15 protein-coding genes and 1 tRNA gene are annotated in these 18,533 nt (G+C 67.4%); 3 read left to right on the top strand and 13 right to left on the bottom strand.

All coding sequences use genetic code 11. The features are described 5' to 3' along the window. A partial coding sequence (locus BLP88_RS05905) for an NmrA family NAD(P)-binding protein (RefSeq protein WP_074587659.1) occupies positions 1-606 on the top strand: 606 nt, incomplete at its 5' end. 169 nt (positions 607-775) lie between these two features. On the opposite strand, the gene BLP88_RS05900 is transcribed toward BLP88_RS05905, so the two are convergent. After that, a tRNA-Leu gene (locus BLP88_RS05900) sits at positions 776-857 on the bottom strand. A gap of 176 nt (positions 858-1,033) precedes the next feature. Here BLP88_RS05900 and BLP88_RS05895 point away from each other — a divergent pair. Then, positions 1,034-1,639 carry an ANTAR domain-containing response regulator gene (locus BLP88_RS05895; protein WP_074587657.1) on the top strand — a complete coding sequence of 202 codons (606 nt, stop codon included), beginning with the start codon at positions 1,034-1,036 and terminating at the stop codon, positions 1,637-1,639. A 153-nt stretch (positions 1,640-1,792) separates the two neighbouring features. On the opposite strand, the gene pyk is transcribed toward BLP88_RS05895, so the two are convergent. The 11 genes from pyk to hisI form a co-directional block, all read right to left on the bottom strand. Next, positions 1,793-3,292, bottom strand: a complete 1,500-nt coding sequence (gene pyk / locus BLP88_RS05890) for a pyruvate kinase (RefSeq protein WP_074587656.1) — start codon at positions 3,290-3,292, stop codon at positions 1,793-1,795. A 52-nt stretch (positions 3,293-3,344) separates the two neighbouring features. After that, the gene (locus BLP88_RS05885; protein WP_074587654.1) at positions 3,345-4,802 is read right to left on the bottom strand and encodes a glutamate synthase subunit beta; all 1,458 of its coding nucleotides are present in this window, start codon (positions 4,800-4,802) and stop codon (positions 3,345-3,347) included. Beyond that, positions 4,795-9,408, bottom strand: coding sequence for a glutamate synthase large subunit (gltB, locus tag BLP88_RS05880; RefSeq protein ID WP_074587652.1), 4,614 nt, complete (start codon positions 9,406-9,408; stop codon positions 4,795-4,797). The genes BLP88_RS05885 and gltB overlap by 8 nt, the downstream gene beginning before the upstream one ends. A gap of 259 nt (positions 9,409-9,667) precedes the next feature. After that, positions 9,668-10,798: a prolipoprotein diacylglyceryl transferase gene (gene lgt / locus BLP88_RS05875; RefSeq protein WP_074587650.1), complete on the bottom strand. Its 1,131-nt coding sequence runs from the start codon at positions 10,796-10,798 to the stop codon at positions 9,668-9,670. A gap of 46 nt (positions 10,799-10,844) precedes the next feature. Then, positions 10,845-11,654, bottom strand: coding sequence for a tryptophan synthase subunit alpha (trpA, locus tag BLP88_RS05870; RefSeq protein ID WP_074587648.1), 810 nt, complete (start codon positions 11,652-11,654; stop codon positions 10,845-10,847). Then, positions 11,651-13,027, bottom strand: coding sequence for a tryptophan synthase subunit beta (gene trpB, locus BLP88_RS05865; RefSeq protein WP_074587647.1), 1,377 nt, complete (start codon positions 13,025-13,027; stop codon positions 11,651-11,653). The genes trpA and trpB overlap by 4 nt, the downstream gene beginning before the upstream one ends. 69 nt (positions 13,028-13,096) lie before the next feature. Continuing rightward, a complete protein-coding gene (gene trpC, locus BLP88_RS05860) occupies positions 13,097-13,915 on the bottom strand; it encodes an indole-3-glycerol phosphate synthase TrpC (protein WP_074587645.1) in 819 nt (272 codons plus the stop codon). A 2-nt stretch (positions 13,916-13,917) separates the two neighbouring features. Next, on the bottom strand, positions 13,918-14,190 hold the full coding sequence (locus tag BLP88_RS05855; protein ID WP_074587643.1) for an HGxxPAAW family protein: 273 nt from the start codon (positions 14,188-14,190) through the stop codon (positions 13,918-13,920). 87 nt (positions 14,191-14,277) lie between these two features. Next, the gene (locus tag BLP88_RS05850; RefSeq protein ID WP_175453499.1) at positions 14,278-14,895 is read right to left on the bottom strand and encodes a Trp biosynthesis-associated membrane protein; all 618 of its coding nucleotides are present in this window, start codon (positions 14,893-14,895) and stop codon (positions 14,278-14,280) included. Then, complete coding sequence (locus tag BLP88_RS05845; RefSeq protein ID WP_074587641.1) at positions 14,892-16,487, bottom strand: anthranilate synthase component I; 1,596 nt, start codon at positions 16,485-16,487, stop codon at positions 14,892-14,894. Before BLP88_RS05845 ends, BLP88_RS05850 begins: the two co-directional genes overlap by 4 nt. Before the next feature lie 58 nt (positions 16,488-16,545). Continuing rightward, positions 16,546-16,938 (bottom strand): phosphoribosyl-AMP cyclohydrolase, encoded by a 393-nt coding sequence (gene hisI / locus BLP88_RS05840; RefSeq protein ID WP_074587639.1) that lies wholly within the window; start codon positions 16,936-16,938, stop codon positions 16,546-16,548. Positions 16,939-17,027: 89 nt separating this feature from the next. Here hisI and BLP88_RS05835 point away from each other — a divergent pair, with 89 nt between their 5' ends. Further along, the gene (locus BLP88_RS05835) at positions 17,028-17,672 is read left to right on the top strand and encodes a TIGR03085 family metal-binding protein (RefSeq protein WP_074587637.1); all 645 of its coding nucleotides are present in this window, start codon (positions 17,028-17,030) and stop codon (positions 17,670-17,672) included. 73 nt (positions 17,673-17,745) lie between these two features. On the opposite strand, the gene hisF is transcribed toward BLP88_RS05835, so the two are convergent. Next, complete coding sequence (gene hisF, locus BLP88_RS05830; RefSeq protein WP_074587635.1) at positions 17,746-18,522, bottom strand: imidazole glycerol phosphate synthase subunit HisF; 777 nt, start codon at positions 18,520-18,522, stop codon at positions 17,746-17,748. Between the last annotated feature and the right edge of the window lie 11 nt (positions 18,523-18,533).

Below are 18,533 nucleotides of genomic sequence, written 5' to 3'. Positions count from 1 at the left end.
ATCGACGCCGAAGTCCGGCAAGGCAGCAACGTGGCGGAGACTGCAGCTGAAGCGGGCATACGCCACGTGGTGTACGGGGCGGCAGGAGTCAGCGACCAGCCGACAGGCGTCGGCTCCTGGGACTCGAAGCTGGTCATAGCCCTGCGCTTTCGCGAACTCGGACTGCCGCTCACCGTGCTCCGGCCAATGGCTTTCATGGAACTGATGACGGACCAAGGTTACTACCCACAGTTTTCCACCTGGCACCTGATGCCAAAGCTGATGGGCCCGACCCGGCCGGTGGGCTGGCTGTGCGTTGACGATCTGGGTGCCATCGCCGCCCGAATGTTCGCCGACCCCGAACGGTGGAGCGGCGCGGTGCTGGGTTTGGCATCCGACGTGCAGTCAATAGACGAATGCCGCACCCTATGGCAGGAACAGACCGGACGAAAGCCCCGTGGCGTGCCGATGCCGGAGAAGCTGTTTGAACGCTTCGTGGGAAAGGACCTCACCACCATGTGGCGATGGCTGCAGACCGGACAATTCGACATGAGTACGCAGGCAACGCGCGAGGTCCTGCCGGAGGCCCGGACCATTAAGGAATGGCTGACACAACGGCCCAAGTGAGCGGTGCTGAGCAGCGCGGACCGCGGTGACTGCGGGGCTGCCGCTTGGCTTACCCGCTGGAGGCGAAAAGGCCGACCCGGCGGCAAGCACCCCGGGGCGATCAGCAGAGGCACTTGTCAGCTGTGTACACACTTAAAAGCGAAAACCCCTCTGACGAGGGGTTTTGCTGTGCCCGAGGTGGGACTCGAACCCACACACCTTTCGATACCGCATTTTGAGTGCGGCGCGTCTGCCAATTCCGCCACTCGGGCGCGGAACACCCAACAAGAAACCACCGGAAAACATCCGCTCCTGCTGGAGTGCGCGAAACTACTCTACATGCAGATAGTCTGAATCTCAGAACCGACCCGGCCGAGCAATAAATCATACGCACGAACCGGGGCAACTAAGATGGTGGAGAACCCGCCTACCCCTCCAAGGAGATCCTGTGTCAGAACAGACGGAATCCAAGCCCGCTTCCCAGCCTGCCCGCCGCGTTGTGGTCGCAGAAGACGAGACCCTCATCCGCCTCGACATCATCGAAATCCTGAAGGGCGAAGGCTTCGACGTCGTCGGAGAAGCGGACAACGGCGAGAAGGCCGTGGAACTGGCCGAGGAGCTCACGCCCGACCTCGTGCTGATGGACGTCAAGATGCCCGTCATGGATGGCATCTCCGCCGCCGAAAAGATCGTCAAGGCCCGCATCGCCCCCGTGGTGCTGCTGACCGCCTTCAGCCAGAAGGAACTGGTGGAGCGTGCCCGCGACGCCGGCGCCATGGCGTACGTCGTCAAGCCCTTCACCCCGGCCGACCTCATCCCCGCGATCGAAATCGCCCTCTCCCGCCACGAGGAGATCAAGGCGCTCGAGAGCGAAGTGTCCGACCTCCAGGAGCAGTTCGCCACCCGCAAGCTCGTGGAGCGCGCCAAGAGCCTGCTGACCACCAAGATGGGCCTGACCGAACCGGAAGCCTTCCGCTGGATCCAGAAGACTTCCATGGACCGCCGCCTGAGCATGCGCGAAGTGGCCGAGACCATCATCAACCAGGTCAACTAAGCGTCACGCCGCAAAGAGGCGTCCGGGAGCCGTACGACGGCGGCCGGGCGCCTTTTTCGCATCCCGCACCGACCGCCGTCGTACTTGAGCACGAGACAGCAAAGGAGGCTCTCGCCGTTCGGCGGGAGCCTCCTTTGCTGTCGAAGGTGAGGATCAGGCCTTCGCGGCCGCCTTCCTCTTCTTCTTTTCCGGCCACGGGCCGAGCTTTTCCTTGCGCTCCGCGCTGGCCTTGGAGGTGTCGGCGAGGTCGCCCACCTTGTGGACCTTCAGGGAGTTGGTGGAGCCGGCCTGTCCGGGAGGCGAACCGGCGGCGATGACCACGAGGTCGCCGTTGTCGACGAGCTTCATGTCCAGGAGGCTGCGGTCGACCTGGGCGGTCATGGCGTCCGTATGGTCCACGGTGGAGACCAGCACCGGCTGGATGCCCCAGGTGAGGGCCAGCTGGTTCCAGACGTGCTCCACCGGGGTGAAGGCGAAGACCGGCTTGATCGGGCGCAGGCGGGACAGGCGGCGTGCCGAGTCGCCGGACTGGGTGAAGGTACAGATGTACTTCGCTTCCAGCTGGTCGGCGATTTCGACGGCGGCACGGGTGATGGCGCCACCGCGGGTCTTGGGCTTGGTGCCCAGCGGGGGCACGCGCTCCAGGCCGTGTTCTTCGGTGGACTCGATGATCCGCGCCATGGTCTTGACGGTTTCGATCGGGTACTTGCCGACGGAGGTTTCGCCGGAAAGCATGACGGCGTCGGCGCCGTCGAGGACGGCGTTGGCGCAGTCGGACGCCTCGGCGCGGGTGGGGCGCGGGTTGTCGATCATAGATTCGAGGACCTGGGTGGCCACGATGACCGGCTTGGCCCAGCGGCGGGCCAGTTCGATGGCGCGCTTCTGGACGATCGGAACCTCCTCGAGCGGCAGCTCGACGCCGAGGTCGCCACGGGCCACCATGATCGCGTCGAACGCGTCGATGATCTCGTGGAGCTGGTCCACGGCCTGCGGCTTTTCGATCTTTGCGATCACCGGAACGCGGCGGCCTTCTTCGTCCATGATCTCGTGCACGCGCTTGATGTCGGCCGCGTCGCGGACGAAGGAGAGCGCCACGAGGTCCACGCCGCGCTTGATGGCCCAGCGGAGGTCGTCCTCGTCCTTTTCGCTCAATGCGGGGACGTTGACGGCGACGCCGGGCAGGTTGATGCCCTTGTTGTTGGACACCATGCCGCCGACGGTGACGGTGGCGACGACCTTGACGTCGTCAACCGCGGTCGCACGCAGGGACACCTTGCCGTCGTCGATCAGAAGGGTGTCCCCCACCTTGACGTCTTCGGTGAGGCTCTTGAGCGTGGTGGAGCAGATCTCCTTGGTGCCGGGGACGTCTTCGGTGGTGATGGTGAAGGTGTCGCCGACGTCGAGGGCGTGCGGGCCCTCGACGAAACGGCCCAGGCGGATCTTCGGTCCCTGCAGGTCGGCCATGATGGCGACCGGTTTGTGCAACTGGGCGGAGGCCTTGCGGACGTTCTCGTAAGTGTTGTCGTGAACGGAGTAGTCGCCGTGGCTCATGTTCATGCGGGCGACATCCACGCCGGCCTCGAGCACCGCGAGGGTGTTGTCGAAGCTGGAGATGGCCGGCCCGAACGTGGCCACAATTTTCGCGCGTCTCATATACCTACCCTAGTAATTGTGCTGCTGGATGTGGATGGGGAACTTGCGGTACCTACAGGACGGAGATGGCCCGGTCCGTAGGCGCGACAGGTGCCGGAAGGATGGTGCTTCCCATGAGGTGCTTGTCGACGGCAGCCGCGCAGGCGCGTCCCTCCGCGATGGCCCACACGATGAGGGACTGTCCACGTCCGGCGTCGCCGGCAACGAAGACCCCTTCGGTGTTCGTCATGTAGTAGCCGTCCCGGGCCACGTTGCCGCGGCCGTCGAACTCGGCGTGCACCTGCTCGGTGATGCCGGCCGGCTCGGCGCCGGTGAAGCCCAGGCTGAGGAAGACCAGGTCCGCGGGGATGACGTGCTCGGTGCCGGCCTTGGGCAGGCGCTTGCCGTCCACGAACTCGGTCTCGGCGACCTTGACGCCGGTAAGCTTGCCGTCCTCGCCGATGAACTCGACGGTGGAGGCCAGGTACGTGCGTTCGCCGCCTTCTTCGTGGGCGCTGGCGACCTCGAAGAGCGTGGGGAACGTCGGCCAGGGCTGGTGCGCGGCACGCTCCAGCGGCGGCTGCTTGCCGATGGCGAGGGTGGTCACGGAAGCCGCGCCGTGGCGGTGCGCGGTGCCGAGGCAGTCCGCACCGGTGTCGCCGCCGCCCAGGATCACCACGTGCTTGCCGCGGGCGTCGATCTGGTTCTCCACGGTTTCGCCGGCAACAACACGGTTGGCCGGGACCAGGTAGTCCATGGCGTAGTGGATGCCTTCGAGCCCGCGGCCCGGGATCGGCAGGTCGCGCGGCACGGTGGCACCGGTGGCGATGACCACGGCGTCGTAGCGGCGGCGCAACTGCTCCCAGGTGACGTCGGTTCCGACGTTCACGCCGGTCCGGAAACGGGTGCCCTCCGCCTTCATCTGCTCAATGCGGCGGTCGACCTGCTCCTTCTCCATCTTGAAGTCGGGGATGCCGTAGCGCAGCAGGCCGCCGATCTTGTCGTCACGCTCGTAGACGGCAACGGTGTGGCCCACGCGGGTCAGCTGCTGGGCCACTGCGAGGCCGGCCGGACCGGAGCCGACGACGGCCACGGTCTTGCCGGACAAGCGGGTGGGCGGCAGCGGCTGGACCCAGCCGTTTTCGAAGGCCTCGTCGATGATCGAGACTTCCACCTGCTTGATGGTGACAGCGGGCTGGTTAATGCCGAGCACGCAGGACGCCTCGCAGGGTGCCGGGCACAGGCGGCCCGTCCACTCCGGGAAGTTGTTCGTTGCGTGCAGGCGCTCGATGGCTTCCTCGCCCTTGCCGCGCCACGTGAGGTCGTTCCATTCGGGAATCAGGTTCCCGAGCGGACAGCCCTGGTGGCAGAACGGCACGCCGCAGTCCATGCAGCGGCCGGCCTGGCTCTTGAGCACGCCCTTGTCCTGGGCTTCGTACACTTCCTTCCAGTCCATGATGCGGACGGGAACGGGGCGGCGTGGCTGCGTTTCGCGCTGCCGGACCTTCAAGAATCCGCGTGGATCAGCCACCGGTTACCTCCAGAATTCGGGACCAAACTTCTTCGCCGTCGGGGTCGAGGCCCTCTTCGATGGCGGAGAGACGGGTCTGCAGGACTGCCGCGTAGTCGCGCGGCAGCACCTTGGTGATGCGGGCGGCCGTGTCGTCGAAGTTTTCGAGCAGGCGGCCGGCCAGGACAGATTCGGTTTCCTCCAGGTGCTTGACCAGCAGGCCGTGCACGATGTCACGGTCCTCGGCGTCGAGTTCAAGGAGCTGGAGCTCGCCCGAGTCCAGGGCTTCCTTGTTGACGCGTGCGGGCTGCAGGTCCAGCACATAGGCGGTGCCGCCGGACATGCCGGCGCCGAAGTTGCGGCCGGTGCGGCCGATGATCAGGGTCTGGCCACCGGTCATGTACTCACAGCCGTGGTCGCCGATACCTTCGACGACGGCGGTGGCACCGGAGTTGCGGACCAGGAAGCGTTCGCCCACCTGGCCGCGGAGGAACAGCTCACCGCTCGTGGCACCGTAGCCGATCACGTTGCCGGCGATGACGTTGCGTTCGGCCTGGAACACATTGTTGCGGTCCGGACGGACGATGATCCGGCCGCCGGAGAGACCCTTGCCGACGTAGTCGTTGGAGTCGCCGTACATGCGCAGGGTGATGCCTGCGGGCAGGAAGGCGCCCAGCGACTGGCCGGCGGTGCCGTTGAGCGTGATGTCGATGGTGTCCGTGGCCAGCACGTCGGTGCCGAAGGTCTTGGTCACCACGTGTCCGAGCATCGTGCCCACGGAGCGGTCGGTGTTGATGACGTCGAGGGAAATCCTCACCGGCGAACGGTCGCTGAGCGCCTCGGCGGCCATGGTGATGAGCCGCTGGTCGAAGTGCTTGTCCAGCTCGTGGTTCTGGCCGGTCAGGTTGCGCAGCGGAACGTCGTCGTCGAACTCGAGGCCGTGCAGGATCGGATCGAGGTCCAGTCCGTCGGCCTTCCAGTGGTCGATCGCGTCGCGGGAGTCGAGCACTTCGGCGTGGCCGATGGCCTCCTCCAGGCTGCGGAAGCCCAGTTCGGCGAGCAGCTCGCGCACTTCTTCGGCAAGGAATTCGAAGAAGTTGACCACGAATTCGGGCTTGCCGGTGAAGCGGGAGCGCAGCTCGGGGTTCTGCGTGGCGACGCCCACCGGGCAGGTGTCCAGGTGGCAGACGCGCATCATGATGCAGCCGGAAACAACCAGCGGAGCGGTGGCGAAGCCGTACTCCTCGGCGCCCAGCAGGGCGGCGATGACGACGTCGCGGCCGGTCTTGAGCTGCCCGTCCACCTGCACCACCACGCGGTCGCGCAGGCCGTTGAGCATCAGGGTCTGCTGGGTCTCGGCGAGGCCGAGCTCCCACGGGACACCCGCGTGCTTGAGCGAGTTCAGCGGCGAGGCGCCGGTTCCGCCGTCGTGGCCGGAGACCAGCACGACGTCGGCCTTCGCCTTGGTCACGCCGGACGCCACCGTGCCGATGCCGACCTCCGAGACCAGCTTCACGTGGACACGCGCCGACGGGTTCGCGCGCTTGGCATCGTAGATGAGCTGCGCGAGGTCCTCGATCGAGTAGATGTCGTGGTGCGGGGGCGGGGAAATCAACCCGACGCCGGGAGTCGAGTGACGCGTGCGGGCAACCCAGGGGTACACCTTCTGGGCCATGAGCTGGCCGCCTTCGCCGGGCTTGGCGCCCTGGGCCATCTTGATCTGGATGTCCTCGGCGTTCGTCAGGTACAGGCTGGTCACGCCGAAACGGCCGGACGCGATCTGCTTGATGGCTGAGCGGCGCTCCGGGTCCAGCAGGCGCTCCACGTCCTCGCCGCCTTCGCCGGTGTTGGACTTGGCGCCCAGGCGGTTCATGGCAATGGCAAGGGTTTCGTGGGCTTCCTTGGAGATGGAGCCGTAGCTCATCGCACCGGTGGAGAAGCGCTTGACGATGCTGGAGACCGGCTCGACTTCCTCAAGCGGCACCGGCTGGCGAAGGCCGTCCTTGAACTTGAGCAGGCCGCGCAGTGTCATCAGGTTCTTCGACTGGTCATCGATGCCCTGGGTGTAGGACTTGAAGATGTCGTAGCGGCGCTCACGGGTGGCGTGCTGCAGGCGGAACACCGTCTCCGGGTTGAAAAGGTGCGGTTCGCCGTCGCGGCGCCACTGGTACTCGCCGCCGCCGAGCAGCGGGCGGTGCGGCTGCTCGATGCCGCCTTCCGGGTAGGCCATCTGGTGGCGTGCCGACACTTCGGCGGCGATGACGTCCAGGCCCACGCCGCCCAGCTGGGAGTGCGTGCCGGAGAAGAATTCATCCACGAGTTCCTGGGACAGGCCCAGGGCCTCGAAGGTCTGGGCACCCGTGTAGGAGGCCACGGTGGAGATGCCCATCTTGGACATGATCTTCAGGACGCCCTTGCCGAGGCCCTTGATCAGGTTGTAGACGCCGTCCTCGGGGGTGACTCCCACAACTTCACCGGTGCTGATGAGCTGCTCCACGGATTCCATGGCCAGGTACGGGTTCACGGCCGAGGCGCCGTAGCCAACCAGGACGGCGACGTGGTGCGTTTCGCGGACGTCGCCGGCTTCGACCACGAGGGCGGTCTTGGTCCGGTTGGCGCTGCGCAGCAGGTGGTGGTGCACGGCGCTGACCAGCAGCAGCGACGGGATGGGCGCCCACTGCGCGTTGGAGTCACGGTCCGAGAGGACGATGTACTGCACACCGCGGTTGATGGCGCCGGAAACCTGCTCGCAGATCTCGGTGAGGCGGGCACGCAGGGCCGCTTCGCCACCCTCGGGGCGGTAGAGGCCGCGGACCTTCATAGCGATCTTGTCGCCGTCGGCGTTTTCGATGTTCGCGATCTTGGCGAGCTGGTCGTTGTTGATCACCGGGAACGGCAGGGACACCTGCGGCTGGCGGACCTGTCCGACGTCGAGCAGGTTGCCGTTCGGACCGATCGCGCACTTGAGGGAGGTGACCAGTTCCTCGCGGATGGCGTCCAGCGGCGGGTTGGTGACCTGCGCGAAGGACTGCACGAAGTAGTCGAAGAGCAGGCGCGGGCGCTTGGACAGGACGGCCACCGGGGTGTCCGAGCCCATGGCGCCGAGCGGCTCGGCGCCGGTGCGGGCCATCGGGCCGAGGAGGATCTTCAGCTCTTCGGTGGTGTAGCCGAAGGTGCGCTGGCGGATGTTCACGGACGCGGCCGTGTGCAGCACGTGCTCGCGCTCGGGAAGGTCGTTGAGGTCGATCAGGTTGTCCTTGAGCCATTCGGCCCACGGGTTGGCGGCGGCGACCTCGGCCTTGACCTCGGCGTCGTCGATGATGCGGCCGGCCTCGGTGTCCACCAGGAACATCTTGCCCGGGGAGACGCGGCCTTTCTTGACCACGTTGGACGGCTCGACGTCGATCACGCCAACCTCGGAGGCGAAGACGATCAGGCCGTCTTCGGTGATCCAGTAGCGTCCGGGGCGCAGGCCGTTGCGGTCCAGGGTGGCGCCAACCAGGTTGCCGTCCGTGAAGGACACGGCGGCGGGACCGTCCCACGGCTCCATGAGCAGCGAGTGGTACTCGTAGAAGGCACGGCGTGCCGGATCCATGGTGGCGTGGTTTTCCCAGGCCTCCGGGATCATCATCATGATCGAGTGCGTGATCGGGCGGCCGGAGAGCCACAGCAACTCGGCCACCTCGTCGAAGGATGCGGAGTCGGAAGCGCCGGGGGTGCAGATCGGGTACAGCTCTTCCGGGGAATCGCCCAGCAGCGGGTTGGCCAGCTGCGACTGGCGGGCGCGCATCCAGTTCCGGTTGCCCTTGACGGTGTTGATTTCACCGTTGTGGGCGATGGTGCGGAACGGCTGGGCGAGCGGCCAGGACGGGAAGGTGTTCGTGGAGAAACGCGAGTGGACGATTGCCAGCTTGGTCTTGAAGCGCTTGTCCGACAGATCCGGGTAGAAGGGCTCCAGCTGCGCGGTGGTCAGCATGCCCTTGTACACGATGGTGCGTGAGGACAGGGACGGGAAGTACACGCCGAACTTGTTCTGCGCGCGCTTGCGGATGCGCCAGGCGCGGGAGTCCAGTTCGTTGCGGTCCAGGGTCTCGCCGGTGGCGGAGGCGAAGAACGGCTGGGCGAAGTACGGCATGCAGGCGCGGGCCATGGCGCCGACAAGGTCGGCGACGACGGGAACCTCGCGCCAGCCGAGGACGGTCAGGCCTTCGTCTGCGGCGAGGCCTTCGATGCCGGCCTTGGCGGTGTCGGCCTCGCGCCCTTCTGCGGGCAGGAACGCGGTGCCGACCACATACTGGCCGGCGGCGGGGAGTTCAAACTCGGTGACGGCGCGGAAGAACTCATCCGGAATCTGCATCAGCAGGCCGGCGCCGTCGCCGGTTCCTTCGTCGGCGCCGACGGCGCCGCGGTGTTCGAGGTTGCGCAGGGCGGTCAGGGCCGCGTCCACAATGTCGTAGCCGGGCTCTCCGCGCAGCGTGGCGATGATTGCCAGGCCGCAGGCGTCCTTCTCCTGCTCCGGGTTGTACAGGCCTTGGGCCTCCGGAAGCGCCGCGAAACGCTTGAAGGGAGAGATGGCTCCCTGCGGTTCAACCGTTCCGGCTTGGCTTGGGCGGTGAAGACGGGTCATGAAGACGTCCTTCCTCGAGATCGTGCGAATGGAAGGGACAACGTTGGCCCCACCTTGTCTGCCGTGTGACGGGCACAACAAAGCGCTGAATTACTGAAATTGTAGGCCAGCCGCCGATGCGCAGCGAAGAGTTACGTACGGCTCCAGCCCGTTTTTGACCCTGGCGGCGATCGTATGCTGCCCGGTTGTCACGAAGGTGCCACGACGCTGTGGCGGGGGTTCTTGGCGGTAGCCCGGTGCCCCAGGGCCGGGACGCCGGCTAGGTGCTCCTGCCTGCGTCCGGCCCGGATTCGGACCCGGCCTCCCCCGTGCGTCCTGCGGGCTGCTGTGCGGCCTCCGGAGCGGTGTCCGAGGGGGTTTTCCCGTCCGCGTCCGAGGGCGCCGAGGGGTGGGTCAGATCACTGTTCTTCTCCGGGAGATTACCACGCGAACCGCTATCTGAGACAGAACTGTCCAGGTTGTGACCGGTGAGGGTGGTCACGTCGCGGTCCGGTCCGTGGCCCTTCAAGTACACCGAATCCGGGGTCTTCGGGGCGCGGATTCCAAGGAGGATGAAGACAATGAGAGCCGCGAGGAAGACCACGATGCTGGTCCAGACGTTCAGCCGCGTGGTGATCCCGAACAGGGTGATTTGCTCGGCGTCGTCAATCCTCAGGGCTTCGATCCAGACCCTGCCGAGCGTGTAGTACATCGCGTACAGCCAGAACAGCCGGCCGCGGCGGAAGTGGAAGCGGCGGTCCAGCAGCAGGAGGATTCCGACGCCGGCCAGGTTCCAGAGCGATTCGTACAGGAACGTCGGGTGGAACAGGGTGTCGGCTGGCAGCCCGGCCGGGAAGTTCGGGTTGGCGGGATCGATCTGCAGGCCCCAGGGCAGGGTGGTGGGCCCGCCGAAGAGTTCCTGGTTGAACCAGTTGCCCCAGCGCCCGATGGCCTGGGCCAGCAGCAGCCCCGGGGCGGCAGCGTCCAGGAAAGCGGTGAGCTTGAGGCCGAGCCGGCGGCAGCCGATCCAGGCACCAACGGCGCCGAGCACCACCGCGCCCCAGATGCCGAGGCCGCCGCGCCAGACCTGCGGGATCAGGCTCAGGTCGCCGGTGCCGTCGAAGCCGGGACCGAAGTAGGCGTCCGGCGAGGAGAACACGTGGTACAGGCGGCCGCCGATGATGCCGAAGGGAATGGCCCAGATGGCGATATCCCACAGGCTGCCCTCGGGAGCGCCCCGGCGCCTCCAGCGCACCGAGGTGAGCCACAGGCCCACGACGATACCGAGCAGGATGCACAGCGCGTAGGCATGGATGCGCAGAGTCCCCCACGGCAGCGGGATGTCGAATCCGGACCAGCCCGGGCTGGGAATGCTCAGTGGGGCTGCTGCTGCGTGGAGGAGACTCTGCATGTGGTTAAGTTGTCCTTTTCCTGAGGCTGCGCTCGATACTGGCGGGCTAGGCCTGCGCGGTTTCCCTGTGCAGGCCGGCGCTGAGGTCCTTGGTGAGCTTCCCGACGGCGTCCACGCCGCCGTCGCGGACGGCCGCGACCAGGGCGCTTCCGACGATCACGCCATCCGCGTACGCCGCGATCTCACGGACGTGTTCGCGGGTGGAGACACCGAGACCGACGCAGACGCGTTCGGCACCGGCGGCGTGGGTGTCGGCCACGAGCTTTTCGGCGCTGCCGCTGACGGCCTGCCGGGTGCCGGTGATGCCCATGATGGAGACCGCGTAGACGAAGCCGCGGCTGGCCTTGACGGTCATTTCCAGGCGTTCGGGCGTGGAGGACGGGGCCACGAGGAAGACGCGGTCGAGGCCGTACTTGTCCGAGGCCTCGAACCATTCGGCCGCCTCGTCGGGGATGAGGTCGGGCGTGATGAGGCCCGCTCCCCCGGCTTCTGCGAGGCGGCGGGAGAACTCGTCCACGCCCATGCGCATGACGGGGTTCCAGTAGGTCATGACCAGCACCGCGGCGTCGGTGACTGCGGTGATGCCGGCAACGACGTCGAACACGCTGGCCACCCGGAAGCCGTTGGCGATCGCTTCGGTGGTGGCCGCCTGGATGACGGGGCCGTCCATGACGGGGTCCGAGTACGGGATGCCGATCTCAATGAGGTCGGCTCCGTTGCGGGCCAGGGCGATGCCGGCGTCGATGCTGGCCTGCACGTCCGGGTAGCCGGCGGGCAGGTACCCGATGAGGGCGGCACGGCCCTCGGCCTTGGCGCGGTCGATCGCGGCAGCGGACTTGCTGGTGGTTTCGCTCATCGGTTCTGCTCCTCCGTGCTGCGCTGTTCCTCCGTGCTGCGCTCGGCGGGGCCCTTGGGTGTGCGGGTGGAAAGTGTGGTGCCCTTGACGTTGCCGTCCTCGTCGAGCATGTCGAACCAGGCGGCCGCCGTCTCGACGTCCTTGTCGCCGCGACCGGAGAGGTTCACGATGATCGAGACCTCGGACGGGTCGGCCTTGCCTTCGGTGAGGCGCTGGCCCACCTTGATGGCGCCGGCGAGGGCGTGGGCGGACTCGATGGCGGGCAGGATGCCCTCGGTGCGGCAGAGGAGCCGGAAGGCGTCCATGGCCTCAGTGTCCGTGACGGGCTCGTAGGTGACCCGGCCGATGTCGGCGAGGTAGGAGTGCTCCGGGCCGACGCTCGGGTAGTCCAGGCCGGCAGAGATGGAGTGCGATTCGACGGTTTGGCCGTCCTCATCCTGCATAAGGTACGAGCGGGCACCGTGCAGCACGCCGGGGCGTCCCAGGGAAATGGCCGCCGCGTGCCGGCCGGTTTCGACGCCGTCGCCGCCGGCCTCGAAGCCGTAGATCTTGACGGCGGAGTCGTCGAGGAAGGCGTGGAAGAGGCCGATGGCGTTGGACCCGCCGCCGATGCAGGCGCAGACGGCGTCCGGCAGCTTGCCGGTCTGCTCCAGGATCTGGGCACGGGCTTCCTCGCCGATGACCTCGTGGAAGAAACGCACCATCGCCGGGAACGGGTGGGCGCCGGCGGCGGTGCCGAGCAGGTAGTGGGTGTTTTCGACGTTCGTGACCCAGTCGCGCAGGGCGTCGTTGATGGCGTCCTTGAGGGTCTGGGAGCCGTTGGTCACCGGCACCACGGTGGCGCCGAGCAGCTGCATGCGGGCAACGTTCAGGGCCTGCCGGCGGCAGTCCTCGGCGCCCATGTAGACAACGCATTCGAGGCCGAGTAGGGCCGCGGCGGTGGCGCTGGCCACGCCGTGCTGGCCGGCGCCGGTTTCGGCGATCACGCGGGTCTTGCCCATGCGCTTGGCGAGCAGGGCCTGGCCGAGGACGTTGTTGATCTTGTGCGAACCGGTGTGGTTGAGGTCTTCGCGCTTGAGGAAGATCCTGGCGCCGCCGGCGTGCTCGGAGAAGCGCTTGGCTTCGGTGAGCAGGGAGGGACGGCCCGAGTAGTTCTTGTTCAGGTCCTTGAGCTGGGCGAGGAACTCGGGATCGGCCTTGGCCTTCTCGAAGGTGTCCTGCACCTCGTCCAGGGCCGCGATGAGCGACTCCGGCATCCAGCGTCCGCCGTAGGAACCGAAGTACGGCCCGCTCGCGTTGCGCAGTGAAGCTCCGCCCTGCAGGAATGCGTCGGCCGCATTCTGCTCCGGCCTGGATGTTGGTGCGTCCACCAAAGGTCACCGTCCTGTTCGGTTGATGGTTCGGGTCCTCCCGGGCGGCGCAGCACCGCCCGGGAGCTGGCGTCAGCGGCTGACAGCCATGGCGGCCGCGCCGGCCGCCTTGAATTCGGCAATGCGTTCCCGCGGCGTGGCGTCGCTGACCAGCGCCTCCCCCACGAGGATCGCGTGGGCGCCGTTACCCGCGTAGTGGGCGACGTCGTCGGCGTTCCGCACACCGGATTCCGCCACGACGACGGCGCCGGCCGGAATGTTCCCGGCGAGCGAGGCGAAAAGGGAACGGTCGACGTCGAGCGTCTTGAGGTTGCGCACGTTCACGCCGATGATGCGCGCCTGGGCAGCAGCCGCGCGCTCGATTTCCTCGGGCGTGTGGGTTTCGACCAGCACGTTCATGCCCAGCTCACGGCTGAGGGCGCTGAACTCCTGCAGCTGGGCGTCGGACAGAGCCGCGACGATCAGCAGGATCAGGTCCGCGCCGTGGGCGCGGGCTTCCCAGATCTGGTACTCGTCGACCGTGAAGTCCTTGCGCAGCAGCGGGATGTCGACGGCGGCACGCACGGAGTCAAGGTCGGCGAGCGAGCCGTTGAAGCGGCGCTCCTCGGTGAGGACGCTGATCACGGAGGCCCCGCCGTCGGCGTACTGCACGGCGAGGGCCGCGGGGTCGGTGATCGAGGCGAGGTCGCCCTTGGACGGGCTGCGTCGCTTGATCTCGGCGATGACCTTCAGTTCGTCGCGCTGCGCGGAGGGGCCGCCCAGGGCGGCCCAGGCGTCCAGGGCCGGAGCGGCGGCCAGAGCCCGTTCCTTGACCTCGGCGAGGCCGCTCAGGCGCTGGCGCGCAGCCATGTCCTCCCTGACACCGGCGATGATGTCATCAAGAACCGTCACAGTCAGTGGCCGGCGTTCTTCAGCTTGCTGCCGCCGACGCCGTAACCGGCCTTGCGCATGCCCCAGCCGGCGATCAGGCCGACCACCATGAGAACGGCACCGGCGATGAACACCGGGGTGTTGGCAATGACGAAGGCGACGGAGCTCACCAAGGCCCCGACGAGCATGATAATCACGCAGGTCCACGCAGCCGGGCTGTTGCCGTGGCCGATAACGTCGCTGTGGCTGGCGGCCGTTTCGGGGGCTTTGCTGGCGGACACGGTGGTTTTGCTCATGTGAAATCTCCTCAGGATGGATACTGCTTACATTCTGCCATCTATTGACAGGGCCCGGGACACGGCCGGCGCCGCGCCCCATAGACGTTACGTGGGGTCTTCCCCGCGGGAGAGGCTGTCCCAGCTGTCGATCTCGTCGACCGGTCCGCTGCCGCCGCGGGCGGCCTGCCGGCCGCGGTCGTACTTGGTCCTGGACTTCCAGTAGCGGCCTGCTGCGGGCAACACCAGCGCGCACAGTGCGAGCAGGGCCCCGGCCACGACGGCGAGCACGGGGAACGGGGTGACCGTCACCGCGGCGTCGCCGCCGGAGATGCCCGTGCTGGCGGCGATGGTGCCCTGCGCGGCGCCGAGCGGATCGGCCAGGACGGTTGCCGCCGCGACGATGATGCCGGCCGAGGCCAGCAGGATCAGGGCGGCAATGATCCAGCGCGAGATCCTGCCGGCGATGGACGCGGCCAGCCCGCCGGCGAGGGCCACCAGGGCCAGGGCGGTCACCGCGGTGGCGGCCTTGCTGCCTTGGACGTGGAGGTCTGCGTTGGCGGCCACGGCCGGGTCCAGCCTCACGTCGATCCAGCTTTGGGTCGTGGTGCCAAACACCGCCAGCGCGAAAACGGCGGTGGCCAGCACGAGGTTTGCCTTGCGCGCCCAGAACGGCGGCTTCACGGGCCGTTCCGTTCCGGCGTCGCGGGTGCCTGCGGGGTTCACTTGGCGCTAGCCCCGCTGGTACCGGCGTCTCCGCCGGTGCTGCCGCCGTCGACGGATTCGGCCGAAATGTTGCGCAGCGAAGCCGCGATATGCGCGGCACGCAGCGGCGCGGCGGCCTTGTTCACTGTTTCCAGCGCTTCGGCGGGCTTGTGCGAATCGGCCACGATGCCGCCGCCGGCCTGGACGTAGGCCCGGCCTTCGCGCAGCAGGGCCGAACGGATCGCGATGGCCATGTCCATGTCCCCGGCGAAGTCGAGATACCCGACCACGCCGCCGTAGATCCCCCGCCGGTGCGGCTCAAGTTCGTCCAGCAGGCGCAGCGCCCGCGGCTTGGGCGCCCCGGAGAGGGTGCCGGCCGGGAAGGTCGCTTTAAGGACGTCATACGCGGTGGCGCCGGGTGCGAGGTCGCCGACGACCGTGGAGACCAGGTGCATGATGTGGCTGAACCGTTCGACCTCCATAAACTGCGTGACGTCCACGGTGCCCGCGACGCAGACCTTGGAGAGGTCGTTGCGCGACAGGTCCACCAGCATGAGGTGCTCGGAGCGTTCCTTCTGGTCCGCGAGCAGTTCGGTGGCCAGTGCCTTGTCCGCCTCAACCGTCTTGCCGCGGGGGCGCGAACCGGCGATCGGGTGGGTGATGACCTCCCCGTCCTTCACGGTGACGAGCGCTTCCGGGGAGGACCCGACGATGGTGTAGGCCCGGCCGTCGGCATCCTCGAGGCTGAACAGGTACATGTACGGGCTGGGGTTGGTGTTGCGCAGCACCCGGTACACATCCAGCGGGTCGGCGGCGCATTCAAGTTCGAAGCGGCGCGAGATGACCACCTGGAACACCTCGCCGTCCACGATCGCTTCCTTGCCGCGGTCGATGGCGTTCAGGTATTCCTGCTCGTCCCAGCGCTCCTGGACGCTGGAGGCGAAGTCGAGGGCTTCGCTGGCGAGTACGGAGACGGGCTGCTCCACGGGCGTGCTGACCCGTTCAAGCAGGGCCTTCACCCGGGCGACGGCGTCGTGCCAGGCCTCGTCCACCCGTTCGGAGCTGTTGTCGAAGTTTATGGCGTTGGCGATCAGCAGGACGGTGCCGTCCATGTTGTCGTGCACGGCCATGTCCGTAACCAGGTTCAGCGCCATTTCCGGCAACTGGAGGTCGTCTTCGGGCGGGCTGGTCAGTTTCTCCCAGTGGCGCACGGTTTCCCAGCCGAGGAAGCCCACCAGGCCGGAGGTGAACGGCGGCAGGCCGGGGAAGCGTTCCGTCTGGAGCGCTGCCACGGTGTCCCGGACCGCGTCGACAGGGCTGCCGTCGACCGGCACGCCCACGGGCGGTTCGCCGATCCAGTGCGCCCGGCCGTCCTTGCTGGTCAGGGTGGCGCGGGAGCGGGCGCCGATGAAGGAATAGCGGGACCACGCGCCGCCCACGGCAGCCGATTCCATCAGGAAAGTGCCCGGCTGGCCCTGGGCCAGCTTGCGGTAGAGACCGATCGGGGTTTCGGCGTCAGCCAGCACCTTCAGGCGGACCGGAATGACCCTGCTGTGTGCGGCGAGTTCGCGGAACTCGTCCAGGCCCGGGCTGATGATTCCAAGGTCCTGCATGGCTATTCTTCTCCGCCTCTTCTTGTGTTCGGGTGGGTGGTGGTTGGCTCAGGAGGGGTCAGTGCGCCGAAACGACCGCGCCAAGGTCCCGGCCGTCAAAACAGGTCCGGGTTCCGGTGTGGCACGCGGCGCCCACCTGCTCGACGCGGACCAGCAGGGCGTCGCCGTCGCAGTCGAGGGCAACGGACTTGACGAACTGGACGTGACCGGAGGTGTCGCCCTTGCGCCAATACTCCTGGCGGGAGCGGGAGTAGAACGTGACGCGACCGCTGGTCAGGGTGCGCTGCAGGGCTTCGTCGTCCATCCAGCCAAGCATGAGTACTTCGCCGGTGTCATGCTGCTGGATGATGGCGGCCACGAGGCCGGCAGGATCGCGTTTCAGGGCAGCGGCAATTCCCTCCGGGAGGGGGCCTGCGGCAGGGTCGGTGCTGGGTACTGGCTGATCGGACATCGGATCAAGTCTAGTGCCTTCGGGAGTCCGGGAATCCAGCGGCGGTTCCAGTGCGCATCCGGGCTGCTCTCGTGCTAATTTCACAAGTGATGCATTTCGTCGATCCCTCCCGTGAAGTATTGGCCGAAACCCTCCTGGCGGCCGGTCCTGATTCCCCCACGCTCTGCGAAGGGTGGCAGACCCGGGATCTTGCCGCGCACCTCTACTTGCGCGAGCGGAAGGCCGCCGTGGGAATCGGGCTGCTGGTGAAGGGCCTGGCAAAAGCGTCGGACAAGGCCACCGCCAAGCTCGCGGCCAAACTGGATTCGGCAGACGCCTACGCCGAACTCGTCAACACCTTCCGCGCCGGTCCCCCACCGCTCTCGCCGCTGAAGATCAAGGCCCTCGACGAATCCTCCAACCTCATCGAGTATTTCGTGCACACCGAGGACATCCGCCGCGCCGGCGACCGCTGGGCGCCGCGCGCCCTGGACGAGGCCTACTCCGACGCCCTGTGGGACGAGCTGATCAAGCGGGCGGCCATCCTCTACCGCGGCGTCGACCTCGGCATTGTCCTTGTCCGTCCCACCGGCCCGCGGCATGTGGCCAAGCGGGCGCCCGTTTCCGTGGCGATCGTGGGCGAACCGGGCGAACTGCTCATGCACGCCCACGGCCGCACCCGGCACGCGCTGGTCACCTTCGAAGGGCAGCCGGACGCCGTCGCGCTCCTGCAGTCCGCCGAAGTCGGCCTCTGACCTGTTCCTGACTTAACGACGACGGCGGGCCACCGGGTTTGTGAACCGGTGGCCCGCCGTCGTTTAAGGCGTCTCAGCGGACCTCGAAGCCCGCCTTGCGGATGGCCGTCTTGACCTGGGCGATCATGTCATCGGGTCCGAAGTGGAAAACAGAGGCGGCCAGGACGGCGTCGGCGCCTGCTTCCACGGCCGGCGGGAAATGCGCCGGTTCCCCGGCGCCGCCGGAGGCGATGATCGGGATGTTCACGGCGGCGCGGACCAAGCGGATCAGTTCCAGGTCGAAACCGTCCTTGGTGCCGTCGGCGTCGATCGAGTTCAGCAGGATCTCCCCCACGCCGCGGCCGGCAGCCTCCTTGGCCCACGCGATGGCATCGATGCCGGTTCCCTGGCGGCCACCGTGGGTGGTCACCTCGAAACCGGAAGGCGTGGGCTCGGAGCCCGGGCGGGTACGCCGGGCGTCCACGGAGAGGACCAGCACTTGGGAGCCAAAATGCCGGGTGATCTCGTCGATCACGTCCGGCCGGGCCACCGCGGCGGTGTTGATGGAGGCCTTGTCCGCGCCGTAGCGCAGCAGCTTGTCCACTTCGGCGACGCCGCGCACGCCGCCGCCGACGGTCAGCGGGATGAAGACTTCTTCGGCGGTGCGGCGCACGACGTCGAAAGTGGTCTCGCGGTTGCCGGAGGAGGCGGTGACGTCGAGGAAGGTCAGTTCGTCCGCGCCGGCGTTGTCGTAGCGGTGCGCCAGTTCCACCGGGTCGCCGGCGTCGCGGAGGCCCTCGAAGTTGATGCCCTTGACGACCCGCCCGGCATCAACGTCCAGGCACGGGATGACCCGTACGGCTACAGCCATGATTACTCCTG

This window comes from Arthrobacter cupressi, assembly GCF_900099975.1.
Taxonomy (GTDB): Bacteria; Actinomycetota; Actinomycetes; order Actinomycetales; family Micrococcaceae; genus Arthrobacter; species Arthrobacter cupressi.
The sequence above is the reverse complement of the archived record's forward strand: the minus strand, read 5'-3'. Positions and strand labels throughout refer to the sequence as shown.